Source organism: Faecalispora anaeroviscerum (genome assembly GCF_947568225.1).
GTDB lineage: Bacteria > Bacillota > Clostridia > Oscillospirales > Acutalibacteraceae > Faecalispora > Faecalispora anaeroviscerum.
Window position 1 is genome coordinate 2105184 of record NZ_CANOOQ010000001.1, and the last position, 26317, is coordinate 2131500.

Sequence of the window (26317 nt, forward strand, 5' to 3'; positions counted from 1 at the left end):
TGTATCCTCCTTTATTGTGCCAGGGTTTCGGGGTCGGTCAATACTCCGGTAACGGCGCTGGCCGCCGCCACTGCGGGGCTTACCAGATACACCTCAGACTCAATATGACCCATTCTGCCCACAAAGTTGCGGTTTGTAGTGGAAACCGCCCGCTCCCCTTTGCCGAGGATCCCCATGTGCCCGCCGAGGCACGGCCCGCAGGTGGGGGTGGAGAACACCGCTCCGGCTTCTACGAAAATCTCTGCCAGACCCTCGCGGATCGCTTGCAGATAAATGCTTTGCGTACCGGGAATGATAATGCAGCGCACGCGTTTATTCACCTTGCGCCCCTTTAAAATCTCCGCCGCGGCACGCAGGTCTTCCATGCGGCCGTTCGTGCAGGAGCCGATCACCGCCTGATCAATCTTCACCGTACCCGCTTCGTCGATGGTGCGGGTATTCTCCGGCAGGTGCGGGAATGCCACGGTGGGCCGCAGGGTAGAAAGGTCAATGACAATCTCACTGTCGTACTGCGCGTCCTCGTCGGCGGTATAAATCACCGGCTCGCGCTGAAAACGATTCTTGCAGTAGGCGAGCGTGATCTCATCCACCGGGAAAATGCCGTTCTTCGCTCCGGCCTCAATCGCCATATTCGCGATGCACAGGCGGTCGTCGATCGAAAGGGATTTTACGCCATCACCCGTAAATTCCAGCGATTGGTACAAAGCGCCGTCCACGCCGATCTGACCGATCAGGTGCAAGATCACATCCTTGCCGGAAACCCATTTCGGACACTTGCCTTTGAGTACCACGCGAATCGCGCCCGGCACCTTGAACCAGGCTTTGCCGGTGATCATGCCCGCCGCCATATCGGTAGAGCCGACGCCGGTGGAAAACGCGCCCAGAGCGCCATAGGTGCAGGTGTGGGAATCCGCGCCGATCACGCAGTCGCCCGGGCCAACTAAGCCCTGCTCCGGCAGAAGCGCATGCTCAATGCCCATTTGTCCTACGTCAAAAAAGTTCGTAATGTTGTATAGGTCCGCAAAATTGCGGGTCTGCCGGCATTGCTCCGCCGCCTTAATGTCTTTATTCGGCGTAAAATGGTCGAGCACCAGCGCAATTTTATCCTTGTGAAAAACGCCTGTGGCCCCGCATTTTTCAAACTCGTTGATGGCCACCGGGCTGGTAATATCGTTGCCCAGAACCAGATCCAGCGATGCCTCTACCAGCTGCCCCGCCGTTACCTGCGGCAGGCCGGCCTTCGCCGCCAAAATTTTTTGCGTCATTGTCATGCCCATCGGTTCAAACCCTCCCCTGATTGTTCGTTTAATCAAAGCCTTTTTCAAACGCTTTCTTCTCCCCTTCACTCGTCTTTGGCTGAGGAAAAGAACAGCGAGCTTTTCTGTGTTGGCTCTATTATCGCATAGTTCTTGCACAAAGAATGTAAAGCGTGTTACAATTAAAAAAATATTTTTCGAGATTGCTTGAATCCTCAATTTACTTAAAACACAAAGCGTTTGCTTTTTTGGGAATGGGGAACCGCATGAATTGTAATCGCAAGGAGGGACGGCAGATGGAGCAGGCAAAATGGGCGGCGGAAAGCTTGTGGGAGGTATTAGGGCGCAGAGAAAGCCCCCGGCTGTACCCGGGGAACCAGATGATCTACCGACAGGGCGAGCTGGCCGAACGCTTTTACTACCTGAAAAGCGGCCGGGTGCGCATCTTCATGAGCTCTGAAAACGGTCAGGAAAAAACTCTGACCCTGCTCGAGCAGGGGAACATTTTCGGCGAGGCGGCCTTTTTTGACGGCCTGCCCCGCGTCTCTTCGGCCCGCACACTGGAAAAATCGCAGATCATCCCCATCAGCCGTGAGGTGCTGCTTGAGTGCTTTCGCGAGGAGCCGATGCTCGCCTTTCAGCTGCTGCACCTCTTCTCCAAAACGGTGCGCATGCTGTCGAATCAGGTGGATCACATGACTTTTTTGCAGGCCGACCGGCGCATCGCGAAGCTTCTGACCGAGCTTTCGGGCGGGCGCGGCGGCGAACCGATCTCCTGCTCGCATGAGGATTTAGCCAGCATGGCGGGCGTTTCTCGCGTCACGGTGAGCCGTGTTTTGGGTGAACTGGCGCGGCGCGGCTGGATTTTAACCCAGTACCGGAGCATCCTGATTTTAAATCTGGAAGCCTTATTACACTTTGCGCTTTCCTAACGAAAATGAGATGTCTCTGCCTCAATGAGCGGTGCAGCAACTATTTTTATTTGACTGGAGTTGTTAGCTTCTTTCATCCACCGGCGACTCCCTCCGGCATGAAAGTTTGATAATCCACCAATTTTGGGGAAAATAATCTGGGGTGATCTGCTTTGAAATTCAGGCTTGGAAAAAACTGCATCCGCCTGTGGCGCATTCGGGGAACACTGGCCGCGCTGCCCGTGTGCTTTGTGTGCGGTATTCTTGCAGCCCTATTCCCAACTACAGGCATTCTCTTGTGTATTATTAGTATTGTAATATACTTATTGTATTTTTTTTGGTATACCCCGCGCCTGTTCCGCTCCGGTTCGGCCAGTCTTCAAAACGGTCGCCTCACTTGGCGGTCGGGCGTACTGTTTTCGGTGTGCATCTCTTTGCGGCTCGAAACAATTCTCACGGCATCCATCTCTCACACCCCTTTACAAAGCTTGCTGGGGCTTTGCACGCTCTCCGTGCGTCCGGTCGGCGCACCAATCTCTCTGCGGCAGCTGGCAGAGCCTGATGCCCGCGCTCTGCTGCGTTGTATTGAGGAGGCCGCCGATGACTAAACGCCCGCATGTTGTCACGCTTTGGAACTACCTCTCCCGCTTTTTCTTTCTGTTGATTGTCCCACTGCTGCAGGCTGTGTTCCGTGCGCCGTTTTCCGAGGTGGCGTGGAGCAGCCTACCCGGCGTGGTGGCTGTCGTGGGAATTTCCTGCTTTCAGTACCTCAGCTGCGAGTACGGCTTCACCGCCGTAGAGGAAAACGGACACAGCCTTTCTATTTTATATTGGAATAGCGGGCTGTTTTTTCAAAAGCACCGTATTCTCCCAGCCGACTGCGTTGCTTCGGTCTTTTTGCGACTAAACCCAGTTCTCGATCTGTTTGGCGCGGCACAGGTGATGCTTGACAGCCCCGCCGCGAACGCCAAGCGCCCCAGCCTGACGCTGCTCCTCAAAAAGAAAGCACCGATGGCGTGGTGGGATGAGCTGCGTGGAGAAATTACGCACCGCTATAAAGCAAGCCCCGTGCGCGTGGTGTTGATGGCTATTTCGTGGTCAAACCCGGCTTCGGGCCTGCTTTTGATCGGCATTCTGCTCGACCGCGCCGGGAAGCTGCTCGGCGAAGAACTGACCCGGCAGCTGTACGGAATTTATGAAAGCGTGAATCAAGTTCAGAGGCTGATTGCCTGGGGGCTGCCTCCCGCAGTCGCCATCATCGGCTGGCTGATGGGGCTTGGATGGTTCTGTGCCTTTCTGGTGCAGTTTTTTCGTTACGCTTTTTTCACCGCGGGCGTTTGCCCCACCGGCACCATGATTTCACGCGGGATGCTCGTTCGCAGCCGGCAGCTGCTCACCAATCAGGCCATCCGTGCGGTAGCGATCCGCCAGACGCTGGTGATGCGCCTAATGCATCTTTCATCAGTATACCTGCACACGATTGGCTCCGGCAAAGAAAAAGGAGACCGCAGTCTGCTAATGGCTGCCGCAAACACCCGCGAGCTGCGGTACCACCTTGCTCACTTCTACCCAAAGGAATCGTCGTATTTCTTTTCGCGTGAGGGAATGAAACTCATTCGCCCGCCCAAAAACACGCTGATGAGCTTCCTTCTGGTGCCGCTGCTGCACGCATCTGCAATTATTACGCTTTACTTGCTGTTCGTGCGGTATCTCCCCTTGTTTTCACCGCTGGTGCTGTTTCTGCTGGCGTTCCCTTTGTATCACCTGCTTCTGCGCACGGCGGCGTACCGCAATTCCTTTCTGGCGGAAGACAATACCCATATTGCCGCCTGCAGCTACGTGAGCGACCAGTTGTTTACGGCGGTAATCCCCAAGAGCGCGGTACAGGCTGTGGTAATCCGTCAGAATCCCCTCCAGCAACGCAGCGGTCGCTGCAGTGTACGGCTGTGCATTGGCACCGAAAAGGGTGCCTGCTTTGACCTGCGCCATTTTCGCCTGAGCGATGTTGAACAGCTCTCTTTTACCCCGGAAAAAACAGAACGGCAATAAACCATAATTGAATTAAATAGGAGCATCTCTGATTCTGTTCCCCACTCCACCCAAACCGGCAATCCATAAAAAATCCGGCATAAAAATATCAGGGCGCCGCATCACCTGCGGCGCCCTGATATTAAAAAAGAGAGAGTAATCAAACGAAAACCGGTGGGTATTCCAACTAGAGGGGGCTGGAACAGAAAGCATCCCTGACCCGGCATCTAATATAAATTATACTGATTTAAAAAAATATTGCAATAGTTTTTGTGTTATCTATAAAAAACTTTCAAAAATATTCAAAAAGTAGTAAGAAAAAGAGAACAGGCAAAAACTCTGTCTTGAAAGACGAGGACAAGTCCAAAGCAGGGTACTGCCATAAATAGCGCTCGGGCAGATGAGAACGGTTACATGCGAACCCACAGACCCAGTGAGAAATAACTCTATCAACAGAAAAAAGGCTTGCCCGAATGGGTAAGCCTTTTTCTGTTCTATCCTAAATGAAAGCAATCCCGTTTTTGTTTCTTTCTCCCATCTGTGGCGGGAGAAAGAAACCTCTAACCCTATAGTGATTGCGAATTATTCCTCACGGCCGCAGCACTTTTTATATTTTTTACCGCTCCCGCAGGGGCAGGGATCATTGCGGCCAACCTTTTTACCGTTCACCACGGGGTGATTTTCTTCGCTGCCATCACCCGCGCCCGTGGCCATTGTGGGCTTCGCCACCTCTTCGCGCTTCGGCTCTTCCTTCGTTTGCAGTCGAACCGTCAGCATCATGCGGGCCGTGTTCTCACGGATCTGTGCGATCATCGAGTCGAACATATCGAAGCCCTCCATGCGGTATTCCACCACAGGGTCACGCTGGGCATAGGCGCGCAGGCGAATACCGCGCTGCAGCTCTTCCATCGCGTCGATATGATCCATCCACAGGGTATCAACATTCTTAAGCAGAATCACACGCTCCAGCTCACGCACAATTTCTGGGCTGAACTCTTGCTCACGCTGCTCGTACATGCGGTTTGCAATTTGGAGCAGCTCGTTCTTTACAAACTCGGGGTCAAGGTCTTCCAACTCCTCCGGTGTAAAGTTGAGGTCGTCCTCATGCAGCAGCCAGCCCATATAGTGGTCTCGCAAGCCCTTGAAATCCCAGTCATCATGCAGCTGGTCCTCCGGCAGGTAGCGCTTAATATTGGTATCGATCGCCTGCTCGATCATCGTGATGATCTGGCCACGAATATTTTCGCCGTTCAGCACCTGGTCGCGCTGCTTGTAGATGACCTCGCGCTGACGGTTCATCACGTCGTCGTACTGCAGAACGTTTTTGCGGATGCCGAAGTTACGGCCTTCCACCTTGCGCTGGGCGCTTTCAATGGTTTTTGAGAGCATACCCGCCTCAATCGGCATATCCTCTTCCACCTTGAGGGAATCCATCAAATTCGAGATTCGCTCACCGCCGAACAAACGCATCAGATCATCTTCCAACGAAATATAAAACCGGCTTTTACCGGGGTCTCCCTGACGACCGGCACGGCCGCGCAGCTGGTTGTCGATACGGCGGGATTCGTGGCGCTCGGTGCCGATGATATAAAGGCCGCCCAACGAGCAGACCTCTTCGGCTATGGGCCGGACTTGATCCTTGAATTTTTCATTCAGCTCCACAAAGGTTTTGCGGGCCTCCAGAATTTCGGGGTCCTGCGTATCGGAATACGCGGTAGATTCGCTGATGAGCTCTTCGCTGAACTGCATGCGGCGCATCTCGGATTTTGCCATATATTCGGCGTTGCCGCCCAGCATAATATCGGTACCGCGCCCTGCCATATTGGTGGCAATGGTCACGGCGCCCTTTTTACCGGCCTGCGCAACGATTTCAGCTTCCTTTTCATGGTACTTCGCGTTCAGCACCTCATGCTTTACGCCGCGGCGCTTGAGCATACTGCTGAGAATCTCGGATTTTTCAATCGAGATTGTACCAACCAGCACGGGTTGTCCCTTTTTGTAGTGTTCTTCCACGTCCTCGATCACGGCGTCGAACTTCGCCTTCTCCGTCTTGTAGACGACGTCGGGCAAGTCTTCACGCGCAAGCTCACGGTTGGTGGGAATCTCCACTACGTCCAGCTTGTAGATCTCGCGGAACTCCTCCTCTTCGGTCATGGCCGTACCGGTCATACCGGAGAGCTTCGAGTACAGACGGAAGTAATTCTGGAATGTGATGGTAGCCAGCGTTTTGCTCTCGCGGGCAACCTCCACCCCTTCTTTTGCCTCGATGGCCTGGTGCAGTCCCTCGTTATAGCGGCGGCCATACATCAAGCGGCCGGTGAACTCATCCACAATGATAACCTCGCCGTCCTTCACGACGTAGTCAATATCGTTGCGCATCACACCGTTCGCCTTAATGGCCTGATTCACGTGGTGCTGGATCGTCAGGTTCTCCGCATCGGTCAGGTTCTCAATCTGGAAATATTGCTCCGCCTTCTTCACACCGGAGGGGGTGAGAGAAGCGGTTTTCAGCTTTTCGTTGACGACGTAGTCATACTCCTTGTACAGCTCGTCGTTGTCTTCCTTTTCATCCACCTCAGCCACGCGAACCATCTTAAGCTGCTTGGCAAGGCGGTCGGCCAGTGCATACAGCTCAGTGGATTTATCCCCCTGGCCCGAAATAATCAAAGGTGTGCGAGCCTCATCAATCAGAATGGAGTCCACCTCATCGACGATCGCGTAGTTGTGGCCGCGCTGTACCTTATTCTCTTTGTAGATCACCATGTTGTCGCGCAGGTAGTCAAAGCCCATCTCGTTGTTGGTGCCGTATGTGATGTCCGCCTCATAGGCGGCCTTGCGCTGATCGTTGTCCATATCGTGAACGATCAGTCCGACGGTCAGGCCAAGGAATCGGTACACCTTGCCCATCCACTCCGAGTCGCGGCGGGCCAAATAATCGTTGACCGTAACCACATGCACACCCTTGCCGGAAAGCGCATTCAGATACGCCGGCAGAGTTGCCACCAGAGTTTTACCTTCACCGGTTTTCATTTCACTGATGCGTCCCTGGTGCAGCACGATGCCGCCAATGATCTGTACCGGAAAATGGCGCATCTCCAAAATACGGGCAGAGCCTTCCCGGCAAACGGCAAACGCATCGGGCAGGATGTCGTCAAGCGTTTCGCCATTTTCGAGCCTTTCCTTCAGCGCGGGAGTCTGCGCTTTCAGCTCGGCGTCCGACATGGCTTTGTATTTTTCCTCCAACGCCAGAACAGCATCGCAAAGGGGCTGAATTCGCTTCAGCTCACGTTTGCTGTAATTACCAAAGAACTTGGCTAAAACATTCATCGTCTTCACCTCAACACAATTTAAAGACGAAACAAATCGGTTTCGTCAGATGATCTTCATACGTATACGTTTATGATTATAACATAGCACTGGCTAAAAAAAAAGAAGATTGTGTAAACAAACAGTTTCTGCCAGCAAGAGCGCCATTTTTGCTTTTATTTATTTGGCAATTAAACCCGCTTGTTCTGTTGTTTTACCCACAGGTTCATGGTATATTTGTTGTATCGTAGTTCTATTCTTCGTCTTGGAATGAGAGGTTTTTCTATAAATTTATTTTTATGGCTGTCTTCTCTGGCAGGAATTGAATCGTTACTCCGCATATTTTTATACCTTGCGGCAATTGGGTTTGGTCTAAGATGGATAAAGGCGCTCAATATTTACATTGATAAAAATAAATAACCTGCTAAAAAGCAGAAAGAGACCCGGCCTATATCCCAAAAGTGTATGGATATAGGCCGGGTACTTTTATTGCAGCATGCGGAAAAGAGATATAACAGCGCCTCCAATAAAAATGATAATATTAAAAAACAGCTCTCGGCTTTCTTTACGTGACCGCTCTTGCTTGCATACGTGCCAAATAACTCCCAAAAATCCCAATGATAATATAGAGAAAACAAGAGGCACAAAATACCATAATGCCGCGGGATCACCGTGTATAATAAAACAGACTATAAATAAAAAAAACCACAACTTATAAATTCCTTTTTCTTCTAGTATTTCCTGCTGGATGCCTAGCCAGTATTTTTTGTTCATCACTGCGCCCCCTTTGAGATGCTTTAATTGGCATGTCGTTGTGTTGAAAACGACCCTTACTGGGCGCAACAAAGCTTTCCCAAATTTACAAATACATTCTGATCATAAACCATAACGCAAGCAAAATGACTGCAATGTTCAATACGACAGCCGCCGTTTCCTTTTTACGGTAAGAGCGAACGGTGTTAACCGCCACGATTGCAATAATATAAACATAAAGAAGCGTTTGAGCGGTTTTTAAGCTTACGTGAAATACAGGGTAAGAAATGCCGATCAGAATACCGATTGCAAGCGCACAGAATAAATAAATCGTTTTCTTTGTCAAAATACAACGCACCTGCTTTCTTAAATGAGTAGGGTTTTTCTCATGAAAAACAACTACCATTTTACTGTAAAAGTGTACAGCAGAATATTCAGATCAAACCAAATAATCTGTTATTATGGAAAGCACAACTGCCAATCCAAAACCAATGAAAAAGAACAATCGTACAAACTTTTTATCCTGCATGTATTTACTCCGATCCTCCCCGCTCTTTTGATAAAGCCAAAGAGAGAAAAAGAAGATGGCGCAGAGCAGAGCCAAAGGCGGCCAAAAAAGAAAAGACCTCAGCACCGCCAGATCAAAAACGTCTGTTGCTCTCAAAATACGGTAAAGAGCGGACAGCAGTACATACACGATAAAAAGATACGCTAAAAGATACCACCACTTTTGCAATTTTTCATTCATAAATATAACACCCAACAATTAATAATAAAAGTCCCAATTGACCTTTTTACATCTATCAAATCTTGCCGAAATCGAAGGCTTTTGAAAATTGGAAACAGCACACAGCCCCCCCCCTTTCTTAACAAAATCACAGCACGAATTTCTTTTTTCAAACAGCCTTCATTAACATAACGTTTGAGAGGGTCCATTTGTTACATATTTTTCCAAAAAATTTAAAAATATTTTTTCAGAGTCTTTTTTTCGTACCATCTGCCCTGAAATAGCAAAAAGGCTTCGCGTTTGCGAAGCCTTTTTGCTATGATTTCCACCTTAAAACATTGAGAACAACTGATAAAAGAGAGCTACCGGTTTTACTTGAAAAAATGCTGCCAAGCATCCAATAATGAATACCGCTCCATAGAAGTAAAGAAAAAGGCTTTGCCTTTTTGTACGTTCCAATCTACCCAAAAAGCAGATAATTGGGGGGCTTGCCACTGTCCGTTTTTTACGGACCTATTCATAAATCCGGTTACGGGGGTTACTATTATGAAAAATTGGACAATTCTTGTAAAGAAAACTTATGTCTCCGTTTTAAGAATCTTCCTCTACTTACTATAATAACATTGCCAAATTGTTGTAAATGTAATGTTATGTGTTTATTATTAACAGACACGATGATAGAAGTCGGCCCACTATCAGTATTTTTTAAATCCTGCAGTAGATCCGATTCATGGATCAATTCTAAGATGTTTTGTCTGGTTAAAATCATTATAAACTCACCAATTTTGAATTATTTGCAACTGACATTTTACCATCTTCTACGGTAGTAATATATGCGTTTTTCCAGCCAACTTTAACCTTAGTTATCCCCTTTGGAATAGTGAAATTAGCACTCGTTCCTCCTGCGCGATTATATCGTCCACTTAAGTCGCTGTATCCTTGTAATGAACCATTAAAATAGGCTTCGGGATTTAATATGGAAGTTGATTTGCAATACCCATCTGCAGACACACGTGTTAACTGATTTCCTTTCGCCTCCCAGTATAAATTCGATAGCCGTGTAGGTCCACAAGACAGCCCTACATGAAATTCAGCAACAATCTTAGATTTCTGTTTCTGCGTTTCAATTGTTCTAGATAGATCAGCCTCGCTACCAGTAACCTTTCTCGTTATATAATTTCCATTAGAATCCTTCTCAATAACCACTTTAATAACTTTCGAACTAAGTTCATTAACATCAAACTCCAGTTCAATATTGTTAATGGCCTGCGTATTAACCTTAGACTCGCTTTCAGTATTTTTTGCTGACACGGGAAATGAAAAACTTAACGAGACAACAAGAGTAGCTAGAAGCAAAGAAAATATCTTTTTCATTTTAAATCTCCTTTCGAAAAAACACAACTAATTTTTTACATCTATCAAATCTTGCCGAAATCGAAGGCTTTTGAAAATTGGGAACCGCACACAGGCCTCCTTTCCAAACGAAATCACAGCCCCAAAATCTTTTTTTCAAACAGCCTTCATTAACATAACGTTTTAGAGGGTCGATTTGTTACAGATTTTTCCAAAAAATTTAAAAATAATTTTTGGGAGCCCTTTTTTCGTACCATCTGGCCTGAAACAGCAAAAAGGCTTCGCGAATGCGAAGCCTTTTTTAGCATTTGAAATGACGGGCACAGCGCCCGCCCTTTTATTTCTCTGTATCGAACAGATTCTTGATCTTATCGAAAAAACTCTTGCGTTTCTGGTAGTTGCGGTCATCTGCGGTGCTGTCGAACTCCTTGAGAAGCTCCTTCTGGCGGTCCGTCAGGTTCTTCGGCACCTCAATCGTCACGCGCACATACTGGTCGCCGCGCCCGCGGCCTTGAATATTCGGGATTCCCTTGCCGCGCAGCTTGAACACATCGCCCGGCTGGGTACCGTCGTGCACCTGATAGCTGACCTTGCCGTCGAGCGTGGGAACCACAACCTCCGCGCCCAGAGTCGCCTGTGCAAAGGTGATGGGCATTTCGCACCACACATCGTTGCCGCGGCGCTCAAAGATCGCGTGAGGACGCACGGTAATATACACATGCAGGTCACCCGACGGGCCGCCGTTTGTTCCGGCGTCGCCATGCCCGCCCACGTTGAGGGTCTGGCCGTCGTCGATGCCGGCCGGGATCGAAATCTCGAGCGTTTTCGTCTTTCTCACGCGCCCCGCACCGCTGCAAGTACTGCACGGATGATCGATGATCTTGCCCTTGCCGCCGCAGCGGTCACACCCACGGGAGGTTTGCACCACGCCGAACGGCGTGCGCTGGCTCACCCGCACCTGGCCGGTACCGCCGCACTGCGGGCAGGTTTTCGATTCTGTTCCGCTTTCCGCGCCGGAGCCGCCGCAGGATTGACACGACTCAATCCGCTGGTAAGAAACCTGCTTTTTGGTACCCTTCGCGGCCTCTTCAAACGAGATCGTGACCGACGCCTGCGCGTCGCGCCCACGCCGGGGAGCATTGGGGTTTGCATTGCGACCCACGCCGAAGCCGCCGAAAAAGCTATTGAAAATATCGCCCAGATCAATGTCGCCGTCAAAGGGGCTGCCGCCGGGGCCGCCGCCAAAGTTGGGATCTACCCCCGCATGGCCAAACTGATCATACCGCGCCTTTTTCTCTTTATCAGACAAGACCTCGTACGCCTCGTTGACCTCTTTAAACTTCGTTTCTGACGCTTTATCCCCCGGGTTCAGGTCAGGGTGATACTGTTTTGCCAGTTTGCGGTAAGCCTTTTTAATTTCGTCGTCAGAGGCATTCTTGGGTACGCCCATTACCTCATAATAATCCCTTTTTTCCGCCAAGCCAAGTCACTCCCACATGGTGCGGCAAGCAGAGAAGTCTTCCCCCGCCTGCCCTGGATTTCTGCGCCGGATACCCACCCTAAGCGGCATACCCGACGAAGGGCGGCCGAGGCCACCCTTCGCAATCAGCTGTGTTACTCGTTCATCCCTCGGCGGCGTGCCGCGAAGGAATCTTTTCCGTTTTGCGGCTATTATACCACAAAATACACCGGGTTGAAAATACCGGAATTATTTCTGGCTGTCGTCCACGTCTTTAAAGTCCGCATCGTACACCGTTTGGCCGTCGCCCGCCGCCGGGTCCTGCTGGGGCTGGCCGCCCATATCGGGAGCCGGAGCGCCGCCCTGTGGTGCAGCAGCCTTATACAGCTTCTCAGAAACCGCGTACAGGCTCTTCTGCAGATCTTCCGTCTTGAGCTTAAGCTCCTCGACGGAAGCGGAGTTCAGCATGCCCTTCAGCTCCGAAACCTTCTGGTTCAGTTCGGTCTTGTCGGCCTCCTCCAGCTTGTCGCCGCTGTCGGAGATCAGCTTCTCAACAGAATAGCACAGGTTTTCGGCCTCGTTCTTGGTGTCGACCTCTTCGCGGCGCTTCTTATCCTCAGCGGCAAACTTTTCCGCTTCCTTCACAGCCTTGTCGATCTCGTCCTTGTTCATGTTGGTGCTGGAGGTAATCGTGATGTGCTGCTCCTTGCCGGTACCAAGATCCTTTGCGGATACATTGACGATGCCGTTGGCATCAAGGTCAAAGGTAACCTCGATCTGGGGAATTCCACGGGGAGCAGGAGCGATGCCGTCCAGCTTGAACAGAGCCAGCTGCTTGTTGTCGCGGGCAAATTCACGCTCACCCTGCAGCACATTAACCTCTACCTGAGTCTGACCATCCGCCGCGGTGGAGAATACCTGGCTCTTCTTGGTCGGGATGGTGGTGTTGCGTTCAATGATCTTGGTCATGATGCCGCCCATGGTTTCAACGCCCAACGAAAGGGGAGTGACATCCAGCAGCAGCAGGCCCTGAACCTCGCCGCCCAGAACACCGGCCTGCAGCGCGGCGCCGATGGCAACGCACTCGTCGGGGTTGATGCCCTTGAACGGATCTTTGCCGATCAGGCTCTTAACCGCATCCTGTACCGCCGGGATTCTGGAGGAACCGCCAACCATCAGTACCTTGCTGATTTCGGAAATCTGAAGGCCGGAATCCTGCAGTGCCTGGCGCACGGGGCCCATGGTCTTTTCAACCAAATCAGCGGTCAGCTCATTGAACTTTGCGCGAGAGAGGGTCAAATCCAGATGCTTCGGTCCGGTGGAATCAGCCGTAATAAACGGCAGGTTAATCGAAGCGGAGGTCATGCCGGAAAGCTCAATTTTCGCTTTTTCGGCAGCTTCCTTCAGGCGCTGCATTGCCATTTTATCGCCGCTCAGATCAATTCCGGCTTCCTTCTTGAAGCTATCGACCATCCAGTCCATCACGCGCTTGTCGAAGTCGTCGCCGCCCAGACGGTTGTTACCGGCGGTAGCGAGAACCTCCTGTACGCCGTCGCCCATCTCAATGATGGACACATCGAACGTGCCGCCGCCCAAATCGTATACCATTACCTTCTGGTCGTTGCCCTTGTCAATCCCGTAGGACAAAGCCGCGGCAGTCGGTTCATTGATGATTCTCTTGACATCCAGGCCGGCGATCTTACCCGCGTCCTTGGTTGCCTGGCGCTGTGCGTCTGTAAAATAAGCCGGAACCGTGATGACTGCGGAGGTAACAGGCTCGCCCAGATATGCTTCCGCGTCTGCCTTCAGCTTTTGCAGGATCATCGCCGAGATTTCCTGCGGGGTGTAGCTCTTTCCGTCGATATTTACCTTATACGCGCTGCCCATTTCTCTTTTAATCGAAGAAATGGTGCGGTCGGGGTTGGTGATGGCCTGGCGCTTTGCCACCTGGCCTACCATACGCTCGCCGGTTTTGGAAAATGCAACCACAGAGGGAGTGGTGCGTGCGCCTTCCGCGTTTGAAATGACGACAGGCTCGCCGCCTTCGATGACAGCTACGCAGGAGTTGGTTGTACCTAAGTCGATACCAATTGTCTTTGACATACTTATTACCTCCAAAAAGTTAGGTTATTCATTTTTAAAATCAAGCCGGATTTCGACAAACGCCGGCAAATCGCAGCGGATTCTTGAAACAGGGGGATCAGTTGGCTACCTGAACAATCGCGTGGCGAATGATACGCTCCCCGATTCGGTAGCCCTTTTGGAGCACCTCTGCCACCACATTTTCGCCCAGGTTCGCATCCTCAATATGGGACACGGCATTGTGTATCTCCGGATTAAAGGGTTCTCCCTGAAGCCCGATGACCGCAACGCCCATTTTAGAGAGCGCGCCGTTCAGCTGGCCGAGAACCATCTCAACACCCTTGCGCAGATCCTCTGCGGAGCCGCCCTGCTGAGCCAACGCCCGCTCCAGATTATCGCAGACCGGCAGAACCTTTTCAATCGTATCCGCTGTGGCATCTGTATAGACCATTGTTTTTTCGCGCTCGGTGCGCTTGCGGTAGTTATCGTATTCCGCCGCGGTGCGCAGAAGCAGATCTTTTTGCTTCTCTAGCTCGGCAGAGGACTGTTCCAGCTGCTCTTGCAGCTTTTTCAGCTGTGCGTCACCCGAATCGGTTCCCGGTGTTTCCGCCTGCGGCTGCTCCGCCGCGTTGAACTCTTTTTCCTTTTGTGTATCTGCGGCCTCTTCGGCCTGCTTCGCCGCCTTTTTTACGGCATCCTGTTTGCTCAAGGAGATTGCCCCTTTCCGCTGCCGTCCCGCGGCAGCCCGTGATTCTATCTTCAATTCAGTTGTTTCGCTATTCTTCCTGACGAAGCTCCGTCAGGAGCCTGCCCACCGTGTGGGACAGGTATTCCATCTTGCCAATCAGCCCCGCGTAATCCATGCGGGTGGGGCCGATAATGCCAATGGCGCCGGCACGCTGGCCGTCGATTGTGTACTGTGCCACAATAATGCTCGATTCCCGCAGCTCAGGATGCCGGGTTTCATCCCCGATCATCACGCGAACCTCTTTCTGCGGCTGCAACAGCAGCTGCGCCAGGTCTTGCGGACGCTCTAGAAAATCCATCACCCGGCGGGCGTTGCCGCGCTCAAACTCGGGGTGGAACAGCAGATTCATCTGCCCGTTCAGGCGAACCTCCGGTTCAACAGATTCCTGCGCGGATTCCAGCAGAGCCATGAGCGCCGAGGACATCAGCACCGTTAAATCGCCGAGAGAAGCGGCCAGGGTCTGAATATACGCCGGAGTAACGGCGGCCACAGGCACACCGGCCAAACGCTCATTAAGCACCCGGAAAAATACCCGCAGAATCTCGGGCGACAAATCAAATTCACACCGGAAAATCTGGTGTTTCATCGTGCCCGCTGAGGTCAGCAGAATCAGCATCGCGGTTCTGCGGCTCGTCTGCACAAACTGCAAAGCGCGAATATCCGCCGTTTTGCCTGACGGAGCGGTGGAAACCGCCGCAAAGCGGGTAAGCCCCGCCAGCATCTGCGATACCCCCTCCAGCAGCTTTTGCTGGTCGTACGCGCTGGAAAACAGCATCCCATCCAAATACCGCTGCTCTTCCTGCGTGACGGGCCGAAGGCTCATCACCCGGTCGATATAAACGCGGTAGCCCTTCTGGGAAGGGATCCGACCGGCGGAGGTATGCGGCTGCTCCAGCAGCCCCATCTCCGCGAGATCGGCCATTTCGTTTCTTACAGTGGCGGAGGAAACACTCAAATCAGCAGCCAGCGCTTTCGACCCAACCGGCTCGCCGGTTTTCACATAAGCATCTACAATCGCCGCCAGGATCTTCAGTTTTCTGTCGCTCAGCTCCATTCCCCTCACCTCATTTTTAGATTTTAGCACTCTATGCTTTTGAGTGCTAACTCCTATTTACTAATTTATCATTCCTGCCCGGTATTGTCAAGATTTCAAATGTAAATTAATTATTAATGTGTGCCGGAAAAGCCGCAACATTCCCTGATTTTTGCTAAAGCGGTAAATTTTCGCCCTTTGCTGTTTCCTTGAAAGATTCCTCTTTAAATGACATATTTCTTAAATAGAGCATATTTTCCTTTTTGGTTTTGATATGAAAAAGCGTTTTTTTCTATGAGCTGCCTCACGTTGAAATTCTGCTGGCGCAAAGCTTGCCCTTCATGCCGGGGCAGGCACTTAATTTCGTGAAAGGACGAAAGTAAGCAAAGACCTTCCAAAGGACACCTTTGGAATCCGTTTGGGGAACAATCCCCCGACAGTGCAAACAAAAGCTGACCGTAAGGCGGCTCTTCTCCTAGCCAACGAGCGCGCTCGGTAAGGGTTAAATATTTTTCCGGCTGCGAGTAGCTGCAAGAGAAACGCCGCTTCGGCAAAGGCCGGGCGGCGTTTCTCTACACATATTTCTCAAACAAAGCGCAACATAAAACGCAGGGTTAATTCCCGCGAACCTCTGTGGGCGTTTTGCCATAGTATTTTTTAAAGCAGACCGAAAAATAGCGCTGGTTATTAAAGCCCGTCTGCTCAGCAATTTCCTGTATTTTCAGCTTGGCGGCGGGATCCTGAAGAAGCTTCAGGGCTTTTTCCATGCGGATGCGCGTCAGATACTCCACAAAGGACTCGCCGGACTGCTGCCGGAAAATCTGGCGCAGGTAATTGGAACTGATATACAGCACCGAAGCAACGTCGTCGATGTTGAAGCTGCTGTCGGCAATATGGTCGCTGATGATATGCTTGGCGCGATTGGCGAGGGAATGCCCCTTTTCCTGGTTGAGCTTCTGGTAACGCGAGACAACGTTGCAGATGAACAGCTTGAACCAGCTTAGGCAGCTCTCCATATCCTGCGTGGCAAACAGGCCATCGAAATAGACGGGCAGGTCTGCTTTTTCCGCATAGGTGACCTGAAGCTCCCGTAAGATCAGCACCGTCAGCTTCAGAAAATACGTTTTGATATACTCGAATTTGACATTGTCAAAGCCGGATGCCTGCTCCGCCATGCGGTCGATCAGATCGAGGCAATGGCTGTAAGACTGATATTTCACGCTTTGCAGCAGGTTCTTTTCCAGCTCGCTGTCCATCCGGAACTCCTGGTCGAGGTTGGGAGAAATGTCCTCATAATTGCGGATGGAATCCGCAGGCTGCCCACCGTCGGACAGGAGCGTGTTGACCGCCTCCCGATAGGAGGTACGAATTCCCTCCGCGCTGTTGTACTGGCGGCCGAGCGCGCCGCTCACCAGCAGGCCGGTATATTTTTTTGCGCTGGCCAAAAATTTGTTCAGGGAGGCATTGACCGAACGGAACAGCTGATTGGTATCGGGATTATCGGAAACGAGGATCAGAACCTCGTCCGAGCTGCCGAGTATTCTGTGATACACACGTATTTCGGGTGGAAAGACGGTATCAATCACAGCCGGGAAGAAATTGGCGAACTGCTCTGCCTCGCTCTGGGATTCCTGCGCATGGGCTCTTACCTTCAAAACCGCCACGGTATAGCTTTTGCCCGTCAGGTCCAGATCAACCAGCCGGGCCTTTTCCAGAATCCGCTCCTCGCTCAGCTCCTCATGAAGGATGGAATGAAAAAATCGCTCCCGCAGAATGGGAAGGTTCTTCTGGTACTTGTTCATCATTTCGTTGATGTTATTCAAAAACATGTCGTGCTGGATGATTTCATCCAGCAGCTTCTGCGTGATCTGTTTGATTTGGGCCGGCAGAATCGGCTTGATCAGGTAATCCCCCACACCCAGCCGCACGGCGTTCTGCGCGTAGGAAAAGTTCTCGTGCGCACTGATGATGACCACTTTCGGCGAATACCCGTTCTGGTGCAGAGTCTGAATCAGCTCAAGGCCGTCACAGCGCGGCATGGCAATATCTGTAAAAATAAGGTCGGGACGCTTCTGCTCGAATAGCTCATACGCCTCCAGGCCGTCCTTGGCCGTCCAGACAGACTCGATGCAGGGGAACTGCCTCAGCAGGTATTTACGAATGCCCTCCCGGGTAATCTCGTCGTCGTCAGCAATCAGCAGGCTGTATTTGTTATCCATCGAAATTCTCCTCGCTGTTCGGCGGCTCGGGAGGCTCCCACTGTGGAATGCGCAGGATCGCCTTGGTCCATTTTCCGGCCTCACTCTCATATAAAAGCCCGTATTCCTCACCGAAATACAGCTTGATGCGCTCGTTCACATTATAAATTCCGTACCCGTCCTTCGGGACAAAGCTGCAAACTGAAAGCTGCTCGTTGATCTTTTTTAGCTGCTCCGGCTCAATGCCCGCGCCGTTATCGCGCACCTCCAGCACAATATTGGTCTGCTCATCCTCCCGGACGCGGATGGAAATATCCTTCTGTGGCCTGTCGCTGCTCTGCACACCGTGGAAAATGGCGTTTTCCACCAAAGGCTGCAGCACCAGCTTGAGAATCAGGCGGTCCATCAGTCTCTCGTCCAGCTCAAAATAATAGCTGATGGAATTTCCGTAGCGGATTCTTTGAATTGCCAGGTAACTCTTCACCTGCTCGATCTCATCATGAATGCAAATCACAGATTTGGTACCCCGAATTCGGTATTCATAAAACCGGGCAAGCTCCGCCGAAAGGGTGCTGATTTCTTCGGATTTCCCCTCTTCTGCCAGCCAGATGATTGAATTGAGTGTGTTATGCAGAAAATGGGGGTCAATCTGTGCCTGCAGGGCGTTTAGCTCAGCCTTTCGTTTTAGGGTCTGCTCGCGCTTGACGTTCTCCTTCTCCACCTTCAATTGCTCAATGGTCAGGTTCAGCTCGCAGACAAGGTTTCCCAACTTCTCCACCATGTCGTTAAAGCACCGGGCCAGCCGGCCCACTTCGTTGTTATAGCTGTACTCATAGCGGCGGGTAAAATCACCCTTTGTCACCGCCAGCATCGACTGCTGGAGCTGCTCCAGCGGGCGGATGATCCGGATGGAGAAAAACAGCGAGAAAGCCCCCGCAATCAGCGCCGAAAGAAGAATCAGGCACGCGACAAGATACCGGCTGCTGCCCAGCGCGGCGTTATTTTGGGATTTATCGGAAAATACGACCACCACCCAGTTGCTGGTGTCCAGGCAGTCGGCCGAAACAATATAGTCTCGGTTGTTCTCGTTCCAGTGAGAAAGCTTGGGGTGTATTGTAAGACTTTCCAAATACGCCTGTGTGTCTACATCTCGATTTGAGGCGATCAGCCTTTTCTCCATGTCAACCACCACAACGTCCTCGCCGCCGATGATGCTTTTGGAGAGGTATTTGTCCATTTCATTGCTGTCGATGTTGATGATTAGGTATACCTCGCCGAAATACCCGGAAATGTTCACCCGCACCACGAGCGGAATGACATATTTATCTCCCTTGAAAATCTCGTCCTGCCTCTTTGCGCTTTTATAGAGGGTAGGACCTCCGTTCTGCAAATACTCCCGGTACAGGTCGGATTTGAGAAAATCAAACCCGATTTTCGGGTATGACGCAAGGTCGTAAAAGGTTCCCTTCGGGGTGTACACATACACCGAGCTGATAAAGGGGTCGCTCATCTTGATCTCTGAAATAAACCCGTTGATGCGGGTCATGGTCAGCGCATACTGATACTCGTTGTTCCCCAACAGATATTCCCGAAGAGTGGTGGTATACGACGGACCGCTCACCAGCGTGTACACCCTGTTGATGATCGAGCGCAGGCGCTCATCCATATATTTGCTAATCTGAAACGACAGGGACATGGCGTGGTCGGAAAGGCTTTGTTCCAAATCGCGCGAAATGTTGCGATAATAAGAAACCGAGAAGATTCCCGATACAGTCACAGAAAGAGCGACGCTTAAAAGAATAATTCGATTCCTTAAAGACATGCTCCTAAAATGATGAATCATAAGAATCTCCCCGGCTTTTCAATTTTGCAGATTTCAACCCTTTACGGCTCCGGCCGTAAGCCCCGCAATGAATTGTTTATTCGTGAAGAAATAGAGGGTCAGCACAGGAATAATCGCGAGCGACGCGCCCGCCAGCATGATATGCCATTCCGCGGCGGCAAACACGCTGTATTTCAGCTGAACAACCGCCACCGTGAGAGTTGTGAGGCGCTTGTTCGACATAGTAAGAACCAACGTGGTGATGTAATCGTTCCATGTATTGCGGAAGGTAAAAAGCGCTACCACACCCAGAATCGGCCGTACCAGAGGCACAATGATCTGCCACCAGGTTCTGAAAATGCTGCAGCCGTCAATGCGCGCGGCTTCATCCAGCTCCTTCGGCACGCCCTTGACAAAGCCCATCACCAGAAACACATTGGCGATCTGCCCGCCGGTGAGCACCAGTACCAAAGACAGCATCGATTTGCTCATGCCAACCTTGTCAAGTAGCTGCATAATTGGGAACAGCGCAACCGAGCCGATCGAAACAAACATCATTGCGCCGTAAGAAACCATCATTAAACGCTTGCCAACAAAATCGAACCGGGCCAGTATGTAGCCGGAAAGCGAGGTCGTTACCACGGCCAGGGCCATGGTGGCCAAGCTGACGATCAGGCTGTTTTTACCATACTCCAAAAAATTTGATTTCACGAAGGCGGTGTAATAATTTTCCCACTGAGGAACCGCTGGCAACACCGAGCTGCCCAGATTAAGCTCCGCATTCGTTTTCAGCGAACCAAGCAATGCATATAATACAGGATACACCGTAAAGACGATCAGTACAAGTATGATCGACCAGGAAATGAGCCTTCCCAGCAAAATTCCGATTTTTCGCATCTTTTTCCACCTGCTTTCCGGGATAAGCCCCTACGCTCAATACAGATCATCCAGCTTTCTGGCAAACACCAGATAAACAACTGTCACAATACCAACGATCCCCGCGGCTACAACACTGACCGCGGCGCCGTAACCGAACTGGGTGACGATCATGGAGCCGGGCGCGATTGGGAAGAAGAACTGGTACGCGTACAGGAACATGATCATGGTTGCGTTCACGGGGCCGCCCTCTGTCAGAACCATCACAGTGCTCATATCCTGGAACGCGATGACGATCGAGAGCATCAGGATCATTTTCAGGATGGGGCCAAGCATCGGCAGGGTAATGTACCAGATGCGCTGCCACCAGTTCACGCCGTCCAGATTGGCGCTTTCATAGGTCTCCTCTGAAATCCCCTGAAGCCCGGCCAGAAAATAGATCATATAATTGCCCAGACCGCCCCAGATGCCGATGATAATCACCGTCAGCATGGCGTGCTCCTGCCCCAGCCAGTTGAAGGGCAGTTCCGAAAGACCAAGCTTCATCATATATTTATTGACCTCGCCATTATAAACATTGAACAGCAGATAAAATACCAGCGCCATCACGGCGGAGCTCATAATGGTGGGCAAAAACAGGGTCGCGCGTAAAAAGCCCGCGCCCTTTAATGTTTTCTGGTTCAGCATCAGCGCCGAGAAAAAAGCGAGCGGAATCACCAGCCCGATTTTACCCGCCGCATAGATGAAGGTGTTTGTCACGGACGTCCAAAAAACGGGGTCGTTGGTAAACAGGCGCTTGAAATTGTCAAACCCGATAAAAACGGGCACTCCGGTACCAAGGCCCCCATAAGAATAAAACATGAACCGGAAGGTCCAGATAATTGGGTATACGGACAGCAATAGGAAGAGAAACAGATTCGGCGCCAGCATCCCGTAAATTTGCAGGCTCTCTTTTAAGTCCCTTTTTGCCCTGATCTTTTTCATCGATTCCGGCCCTCCTTTCAAAGCATTGCTCAAATTATTCCCTGTTTTGACCCGGAACGTTGCCAAACGCTCCGGATCAATCCGCAAAAAAACGCAGGCCGCCTTGTATGGTATGATTTCGGCGGCCTGCGCCTCAACAGGAGAAGCTTATTTTCCGTTAGCCGTTGGGTTTAGCGGGGTCCCAATTTGCAATTTTCAGTTCTTTGCCCTTGCCCTCCTGAATTCCCTTCTGCAAGGCGGCGTTGTAGCGGTCGGTCAAAGCCTTGAGGCCGGCCTTGATGTCGCCTGTGCCAAGAATCATGGAGGCAAGTTCGGTATACTGGTCGTTGCCCTCTACGATCACGGCCTGGCTGTTCAGCTCCTGCGGAGTGGCCGGCCAGAACTTATCGGTCGCGCCAAGCAGTCCGTTTTCTTTGCCCTTCAAAATCTCGGGGGCGCTGACCTTGCTCTTCAGGTCATCTACCATCACGCTGCCCAGGCCGGCCTCGTGATACGCCTTGACGAAATCGTCGGAATAGAAAAGGTCGTTGCAGGCCTTCCACGCTTTTTCAGGGGCCTTGCAGGTCTTGGTGATCATATAGCCCTTATAAGGCTGAATCGACTGGGAATACACCTTGCCGTCGAGGGTGGGAAGCTGCGCCACGTTCCATTTTTCCTTAGTGGGGAACTGGCTCGCATACACGCCGGGGTCGGCGTGTGACCACGAAATGTACATGCCGATTTTGCCTGCCGCAAACTGTGTGCGCAGCGGGTCAATGTCCAGTGATTCGCAGCCGGGGAACGCGATTCCGGTTGTGAAAATGGTGCGGAACTCCTTAACCGCTCCCTCATACATGGAAAAGTCATAGGCTCCCTTGCCAAAATCGTAGCCCTGCTTGGTTCCGCCGGAACGCTCCACAATAAAATCAATTGAGCGCTGCAGTGCGGATGAAGGGCTCTTCAGGTTCATGGCGAAGCCGTAAACGCCCTCTCCCTTGAGCTTGTCGGTAATGATCTTTGCGGTCTGAGTCAGCTCCGCCATGGTTTTCGGCGGCTCTTTGATTCCGCATTTCTCAAAAATGCCCTCGTTATAGAACAGGCGGCCGGTGCTGCCGAATACGGGTATGTAGTACAGCTTTCCGTCAACGGCGTCGATTCCGTTGGAAACAAGGCTCTTGTAACGGGTGCGCTGCTCGGCGGTGAGGTATTGATCGATGTCGACATACTGCCCTTGATTCACATACTTGGTGAAAATATCCGTCATGCCGGAAACGCCCACCAGGTCGGGGCCGCTGTTTGTGGAGTAGGCCATATCCAAAGCCTGCTCAAAGTTATCGGTATACATTTGATAATCGATAAAAATGCCGTCTTTGTTGGTTTTGTTGTACTCATCAATCTTTGGCTGAATAAAGCTGGCATCGGCGCGGTCCCTCGTCCACAGGACAAGTGTGGTTTTTTCAGCAGAGTCTCCTCCTGCGCTCTGCGCTGAACCTCCGGAGCTTGGCGTGCTGGTCTGGGTACCTCCGCAGCCCGCAAGGACACTCATGGCCAGAGTACCGGCCAACAGTACTGATAATGCCTTTTTCAATATGAATCCCTCCCAAAATAATTAGAGTCCGAATTGCCTCTATTTTCATTATAGTTTGTTTTATACAATTTACAATTTAAAATATAAAGATATTATGTTCAATTTATGATGGTCTGCTGTAAAAAGGGGCAAAAAACAACACCGGATTTTAACATCCGGTGTTGAGATTATAGAAAATATACTGTGACATTTTTTCCCATATCCATCTTTCATCTTAGAGAGAACAAGTTGTCTTTCTCTGCGGGATTCCCCGCGATGTGCGTGCAGACTCAGTCTGCAACCGCACGCCCCAGCTGCTCCAGCGCCTGCCGAAGCACCACGCGCGGGCAGGCAATATTAATGCGCTGAAATCCCTGACCCTCTTCGCCGAACATGGAGCCTGCATCCAGCCACAGCTTCGCCTTCTCGATCATCAGGCGGTTCAGAGCCTCATCATCAAGCCCCAAGGCCTTGCAGTCCAGCCAGATCAGGTACGTTCCCTGCGGCTCCACCAGACGGATCGCCGGCAGATGCTCCCGCAGATATTCACGTACAAAATCCAGATTGCCGACAAGGTACTCCTTCAGCTCGTCCAGCCACTGAGCGCCGCCTTCATACGCGGCCCGGCAGGCGATCAGCCCCATCACGTTGGCCTGGCTGTACCCGGCGCGGTCCAGCTCCGCGCGCAGCGTGCGGCGGAGGCTCTGGTTGGGGATAAAAATATTCGAAATCTGCAAGCCCGCCAGATTAAACGTCTTAGTCGGCGCGGTGCAGGTGATCGTGATCTGCGCAAATTCCGGTCGAAGAGACGCGAACACCAGATGCCGGTGCCCGGGGTATGCGAAATCCGCGTGGATTTCGTCGGACACCACGGTCACGCCATGCCGCAGGCAGATTTCGCCCAGCCGCACCAACTCCTGCTCCGTCCACACACGGCCCACCGGGTTGTGGGGATTGCACAGCAGAAACAGCTTGACCTTCTGGTCCTCGATTTTTTTCTCAAAATCTTCAAAGTCGATGGAATAACCCCCATCGCGATACACCAGCGAATTGCGCACCAGCCTCCGGTCGTTGGCAAGGACGGACTCCGTAAAAGGATAGTAAACCGGGGTCTGGATCAGCACGGCATCACCCGGCTGAGTAAGCGAACGGATGGCCGCGCACAGCGCGAACACAACGCCCGGGGTTTTGATGAGCCAACCGTTTTCCACATTCCAGCCGTGCCGCGTGGAAAACCAGTTTTGCAGCGCCTGAAAATACCGCTCGTCCGGCTCGGAATAGCCATAGATTCCGTGTTGGCAGCGCTCGGTCAGCGCTTCGTTCACGCACTCCGGCGCCGGGAAATCCATATCGGCTACCCAAAGGGGCAGCAGCCCCTCGGGCTTTCCATAGCGGGCGGCACAATCGTATTTGAGCGAATTGGTGTTTTTTCGGTTATATATGGTATCAAAAGACATAGGTTTCCTCCTGAATCAATCTAAAAAGCGGATATTAATCCTCGAGAGCATGGGCCAGGTCTGCGATCAGGTCGTCAGCATTCTCAATCCCGACGGAAAGGCGCAGGAGCTTATCTGTAATGCCCTTGGACTCGCGCTCCTCTGTGGGAATCTCCGCGTGTGTTTGCAGCATGGGGTAGGTAATCAGCGTTTCCACGCCGCCAAGGCTTTCGGCAAAATGAATCAGGCCTACCCGGTTCAAAATGCGCTCGGCGGTTTCGCGGCTCTCCACCTCAAACGAAATCATAGAGCCGAAGCCGCTGGCCTGCTGTTTCGATAGCGCGTAGTGCGGGTGATCGGGCAGGCCGGTATAGAACACCTGCCTGATCTTGCTTTGACTGGTGAGCCATTCGGCGATTTTCCTGGCGTTTCGCTCCTGGCGATCCATGCGCAGGGGCAGCGTTTTAATCCCCCGAATCAAAAGCCAGCTGTCAAACGGAGAAAGGCACGCGCCGGTGTTTTTATAAACAAAGCGAAGCCGCTCGCAGATTTGCGGGTCGTTTGCAATCGCAAAGCCTGCCAGAACATCGTTATGTCCGCCCAGGTACTTGGTGCCACTGTGTACCACAACATCCGCTCCAAGGGTCAGGGGGCGCTGCAGGTACGGCGTCAGGAAGGTGTTGTCCACAATCAGCAAAAGCCCATGGGCGTGCGCAAGCTCCGCTGTTTTTCTCAGGTCTGTCACCTGCATCATGGGATTGGTGGGAGTTTCGACAAAAACGGCCTTGGTTTCGGGCCGGATGGCAGCCTCCACCTGTTCGGGGTACGAGGTGTTCACCGCGGTAAACGAGATGCCGTTTTTCGCGTTGATATGGTGGAACAGGCGGTAAGAGCCGCCGTACAGATCGTCGGAACAAATCATATTGTCACCGGGAGAAAACAGCTCCATCACAGCGGAAATCGCCGCCATGCCAGAGGCAAACGCCAGCGCCTCCCTGCCCTGCTCGAGCCGGGCCATGGTTTCCTCCAGGTATTCCCGGGTCGGGTTTTGCACCCGCGAATAATCATACCCGGTACTTTGCCCCACACCGGGGTGAGCAAAGGTAGCCGTTTGAAAAATCGGCACGGACACAGAGCCGGTATTGTCGTAAGAACGGGAAGAGCCGTGTACACAAATCGTATTGAATTCCATAAAAATGCTCCTGCTTTTCAAAACAGGCCCTGCCAGAGGGCAGGGCCGCGGTGTTGGCCGGAACGATCCGAGCCTCTGATGCTTAGCCAGCTTAGTCCAAGTTGGCGTAAAAGCCCTTGCTAAATGTAGAACATAAAGCTGTTTTCCTCGCGGTGGCGCTCCGCCTCTGTGGCCAAATCCGCCAACGTAACGGCAGAAAGGGAATCAGAGACGGCCTTGTCCAACTTTTCAAACGCGCTCAGGCGCATGGCCTTTTCAATGTCCGGGGCTTTCTCGACCACAGTGTCCTCCGCCGGTTCAAATAGCGAAAGCTCCACAGAGGACAAAACCTGGTACGCCGTAATCTGCCGCGGCATTCGCGAAAGCTGGTACCCGCCCTGCGCCCCTTTGATGGAGTTGACGAGCCCGCCTCTTTTCAGAAGAGAAAAAACCTGCTCCAGGTAAATTTTAGAGATTCCCAGTTTTTCCGATATGCTGATAACGGTAATATATTCTCCGCTCGCATAGGACTCAGACATGCTGACCATTGCGGCCAGAGCATAACGACCCTTGGCAGAAATTCTCATGAAGCAAACCCCATTTCATACTTATACTATATGATTTAATG

21 protein-coding genes are annotated in these 26317 nt (G+C 51.7%); 3 read left to right on the top strand and 18 right to left on the bottom strand.

Annotated features, from left to right (window positions below):
• Positions 1 to 11 precede the first annotated feature (11 nt).
• Positions 12 to 1277 carry a 3-isopropylmalate dehydratase large subunit gene (gene leuC / locus QOS46_RS10465; protein ID WP_283609525.1) on the bottom strand — a complete coding sequence of 422 codons (1266 nt, stop codon included), beginning with the start codon at positions 1275 to 1277 and terminating at the stop codon, positions 12 to 14.
• Positions 1278 to 1552: 275 nt separating this feature from the next.
• Here leuC and QOS46_RS10470 point away from each other — a divergent pair, with 275 nt between their 5' ends.
• The 3 genes from QOS46_RS10470 to QOS46_RS10480 all read left to right on the top strand — a co-directional run bounded on the left by QOS46_RS10470 (position 1553) and on the right by QOS46_RS10480 (position 4216).
• Positions 1553 to 2188 (top strand): Crp/Fnr family transcriptional regulator, encoded by a 636-nt coding sequence (locus QOS46_RS10470; protein ID WP_283609526.1) that lies wholly within the window; start codon positions 1553 to 1555, stop codon positions 2186 to 2188.
• A gap of 152 nt (positions 2189 to 2340) precedes the next feature.
• Positions 2341 to 2775, top strand: coding sequence for a PH domain-containing protein (locus QOS46_RS10475; RefSeq protein WP_283609528.1), 435 nt, complete (start codon positions 2341 to 2343; stop codon positions 2773 to 2775).
• On the top strand, positions 2768 to 4216 hold the full coding sequence (locus QOS46_RS10480) for a YdbT family protein (RefSeq protein ID WP_283609530.1): 1449 nt from the start codon (positions 2768 to 2770) through the stop codon (positions 4214 to 4216). Before QOS46_RS10475 ends, QOS46_RS10480 begins: the two co-directional genes overlap by 8 nt.
• A 561-nt stretch (positions 4217 to 4777) precedes the next feature.
• On the opposite strand, the gene secA is transcribed toward QOS46_RS10480, so the two are convergent.
• The 17 genes from secA to QOS46_RS10565 all read right to left on the bottom strand — a co-directional run bounded on the left by secA (position 4778) and on the right by QOS46_RS10565 (position 26276).
• On the bottom strand, positions 4778 to 7522 hold the full coding sequence (secA, locus tag QOS46_RS10485) for a preprotein translocase subunit SecA (protein WP_283609532.1): 2745 nt from the start codon (positions 7520 to 7522) through the stop codon (positions 4778 to 4780).
• Between the two features lie 465 nt (positions 7523 to 7987).
• Complete coding sequence (locus tag QOS46_RS10490) at positions 7988 to 8275, bottom strand: hypothetical protein (RefSeq protein WP_283609533.1); 288 nt, start codon at positions 8273 to 8275, stop codon at positions 7988 to 7990.
• A gap of 85 nt (positions 8276 to 8360) precedes the next feature.
• The gene (locus QOS46_RS10495; protein ID WP_283609536.1) at positions 8361 to 8600 is read right to left on the bottom strand and encodes a hypothetical protein; all 240 of its coding nucleotides are present in this window, start codon (positions 8598 to 8600) and stop codon (positions 8361 to 8363) included.
• A 93-nt stretch (positions 8601 to 8693) separates the two neighbouring features.
• Positions 8694 to 9002: a hypothetical protein gene (locus QOS46_RS10500; protein WP_283609538.1), complete on the bottom strand. Its 309-nt coding sequence runs from the start codon at positions 9000 to 9002 to the stop codon at positions 8694 to 8696.
• Between the two features lie 747 nt (positions 9003 to 9749).
• The gene (locus tag QOS46_RS10505; RefSeq protein ID WP_283609540.1) at positions 9750 to 10355 is read right to left on the bottom strand and encodes a hypothetical protein; all 606 of its coding nucleotides are present in this window, start codon (positions 10353 to 10355) and stop codon (positions 9750 to 9752) included.
• Positions 10356 to 10671: 316 nt separating this feature from the next.
• Positions 10672 to 11814, bottom strand: a complete 1143-nt coding sequence (gene dnaJ, locus QOS46_RS10510) for a molecular chaperone DnaJ (RefSeq protein ID WP_283609542.1) — start codon at positions 11812 to 11814, stop codon at positions 10672 to 10674.
• Positions 11815 to 12042: 228 nt separating this feature from the next.
• A complete protein-coding gene (dnaK, locus tag QOS46_RS10515) occupies positions 12043 to 13896 on the bottom strand; it encodes a molecular chaperone DnaK (protein WP_283609544.1) in 1854 nt (617 codons plus the stop codon).
• 97 nt (positions 13897 to 13993) lie between these two features.
• The gene (gene grpE / locus QOS46_RS10520; RefSeq protein ID WP_283609546.1) at positions 13994 to 14584 is read right to left on the bottom strand and encodes a nucleotide exchange factor GrpE; all 591 of its coding nucleotides are present in this window, start codon (positions 14582 to 14584) and stop codon (positions 13994 to 13996) included.
• A 67-nt stretch (positions 14585 to 14651) separates the two neighbouring features.
• Positions 14652 to 15677: a heat-inducible transcriptional repressor HrcA gene (hrcA, locus tag QOS46_RS10525; protein WP_283609547.1), complete on the bottom strand. Its 1026-nt coding sequence runs from the start codon at positions 15675 to 15677 to the stop codon at positions 14652 to 14654.
• 593 nt (positions 15678 to 16270) lie between these two features.
• Positions 16271 to 17875 carry a response regulator gene (locus QOS46_RS10530; protein WP_283609549.1) on the bottom strand — a complete coding sequence of 535 codons (1605 nt, stop codon included), beginning with the start codon at positions 17873 to 17875 and terminating at the stop codon, positions 16271 to 16273.
• Positions 17868 to 19697, bottom strand: coding sequence for a sensor histidine kinase (locus tag QOS46_RS10535; protein WP_283609551.1), 1830 nt, complete (start codon positions 19695 to 19697; stop codon positions 17868 to 17870). Before QOS46_RS10535 ends, QOS46_RS10530 begins: the two co-directional genes overlap by 8 nt.
• A 33-nt stretch (positions 19698 to 19730) precedes the next feature.
• On the bottom strand, positions 19731 to 20573 hold the full coding sequence (locus QOS46_RS10540) for a carbohydrate ABC transporter permease (protein ID WP_283609553.1): 843 nt from the start codon (positions 20571 to 20573) through the stop codon (positions 19731 to 19733).
• Positions 20574 to 20609: 36 nt separating this feature from the next.
• Positions 20610 to 21536: a carbohydrate ABC transporter permease gene (locus QOS46_RS10545; RefSeq protein WP_283609554.1), complete on the bottom strand. Its 927-nt coding sequence runs from the start codon at positions 21534 to 21536 to the stop codon at positions 20610 to 20612.
• Between the two features lie 157 nt (positions 21537 to 21693).
• Entirely contained in the window at positions 21694 to 23103 is a 1410-nt protein-coding gene (locus QOS46_RS10550; protein WP_283609556.1) for an ABC transporter substrate-binding protein, read from the bottom strand.
• A gap of 269 nt (positions 23104 to 23372) precedes the next feature.
• On the bottom strand, positions 23373 to 24539 hold the full coding sequence (locus QOS46_RS10555) for a MalY/PatB family protein (RefSeq protein ID WP_283609558.1): 1167 nt from the start codon (positions 24537 to 24539) through the stop codon (positions 23373 to 23375).
• 34 nt (positions 24540 to 24573) lie between these two features.
• The gene (locus QOS46_RS10560) at positions 24574 to 25710 is read right to left on the bottom strand and encodes a trans-sulfuration enzyme family protein (RefSeq protein WP_283609561.1); all 1137 of its coding nucleotides are present in this window, start codon (positions 25708 to 25710) and stop codon (positions 24574 to 24576) included.
• A 119-nt stretch (positions 25711 to 25829) separates the two neighbouring features.
• Positions 25830 to 26276, bottom strand: coding sequence for an RrF2 family transcriptional regulator (locus tag QOS46_RS10565; RefSeq protein ID WP_283609563.1), 447 nt, complete (start codon positions 26274 to 26276; stop codon positions 25830 to 25832).
• Positions 26277 to 26317: the final 41 nt, after the last annotated feature.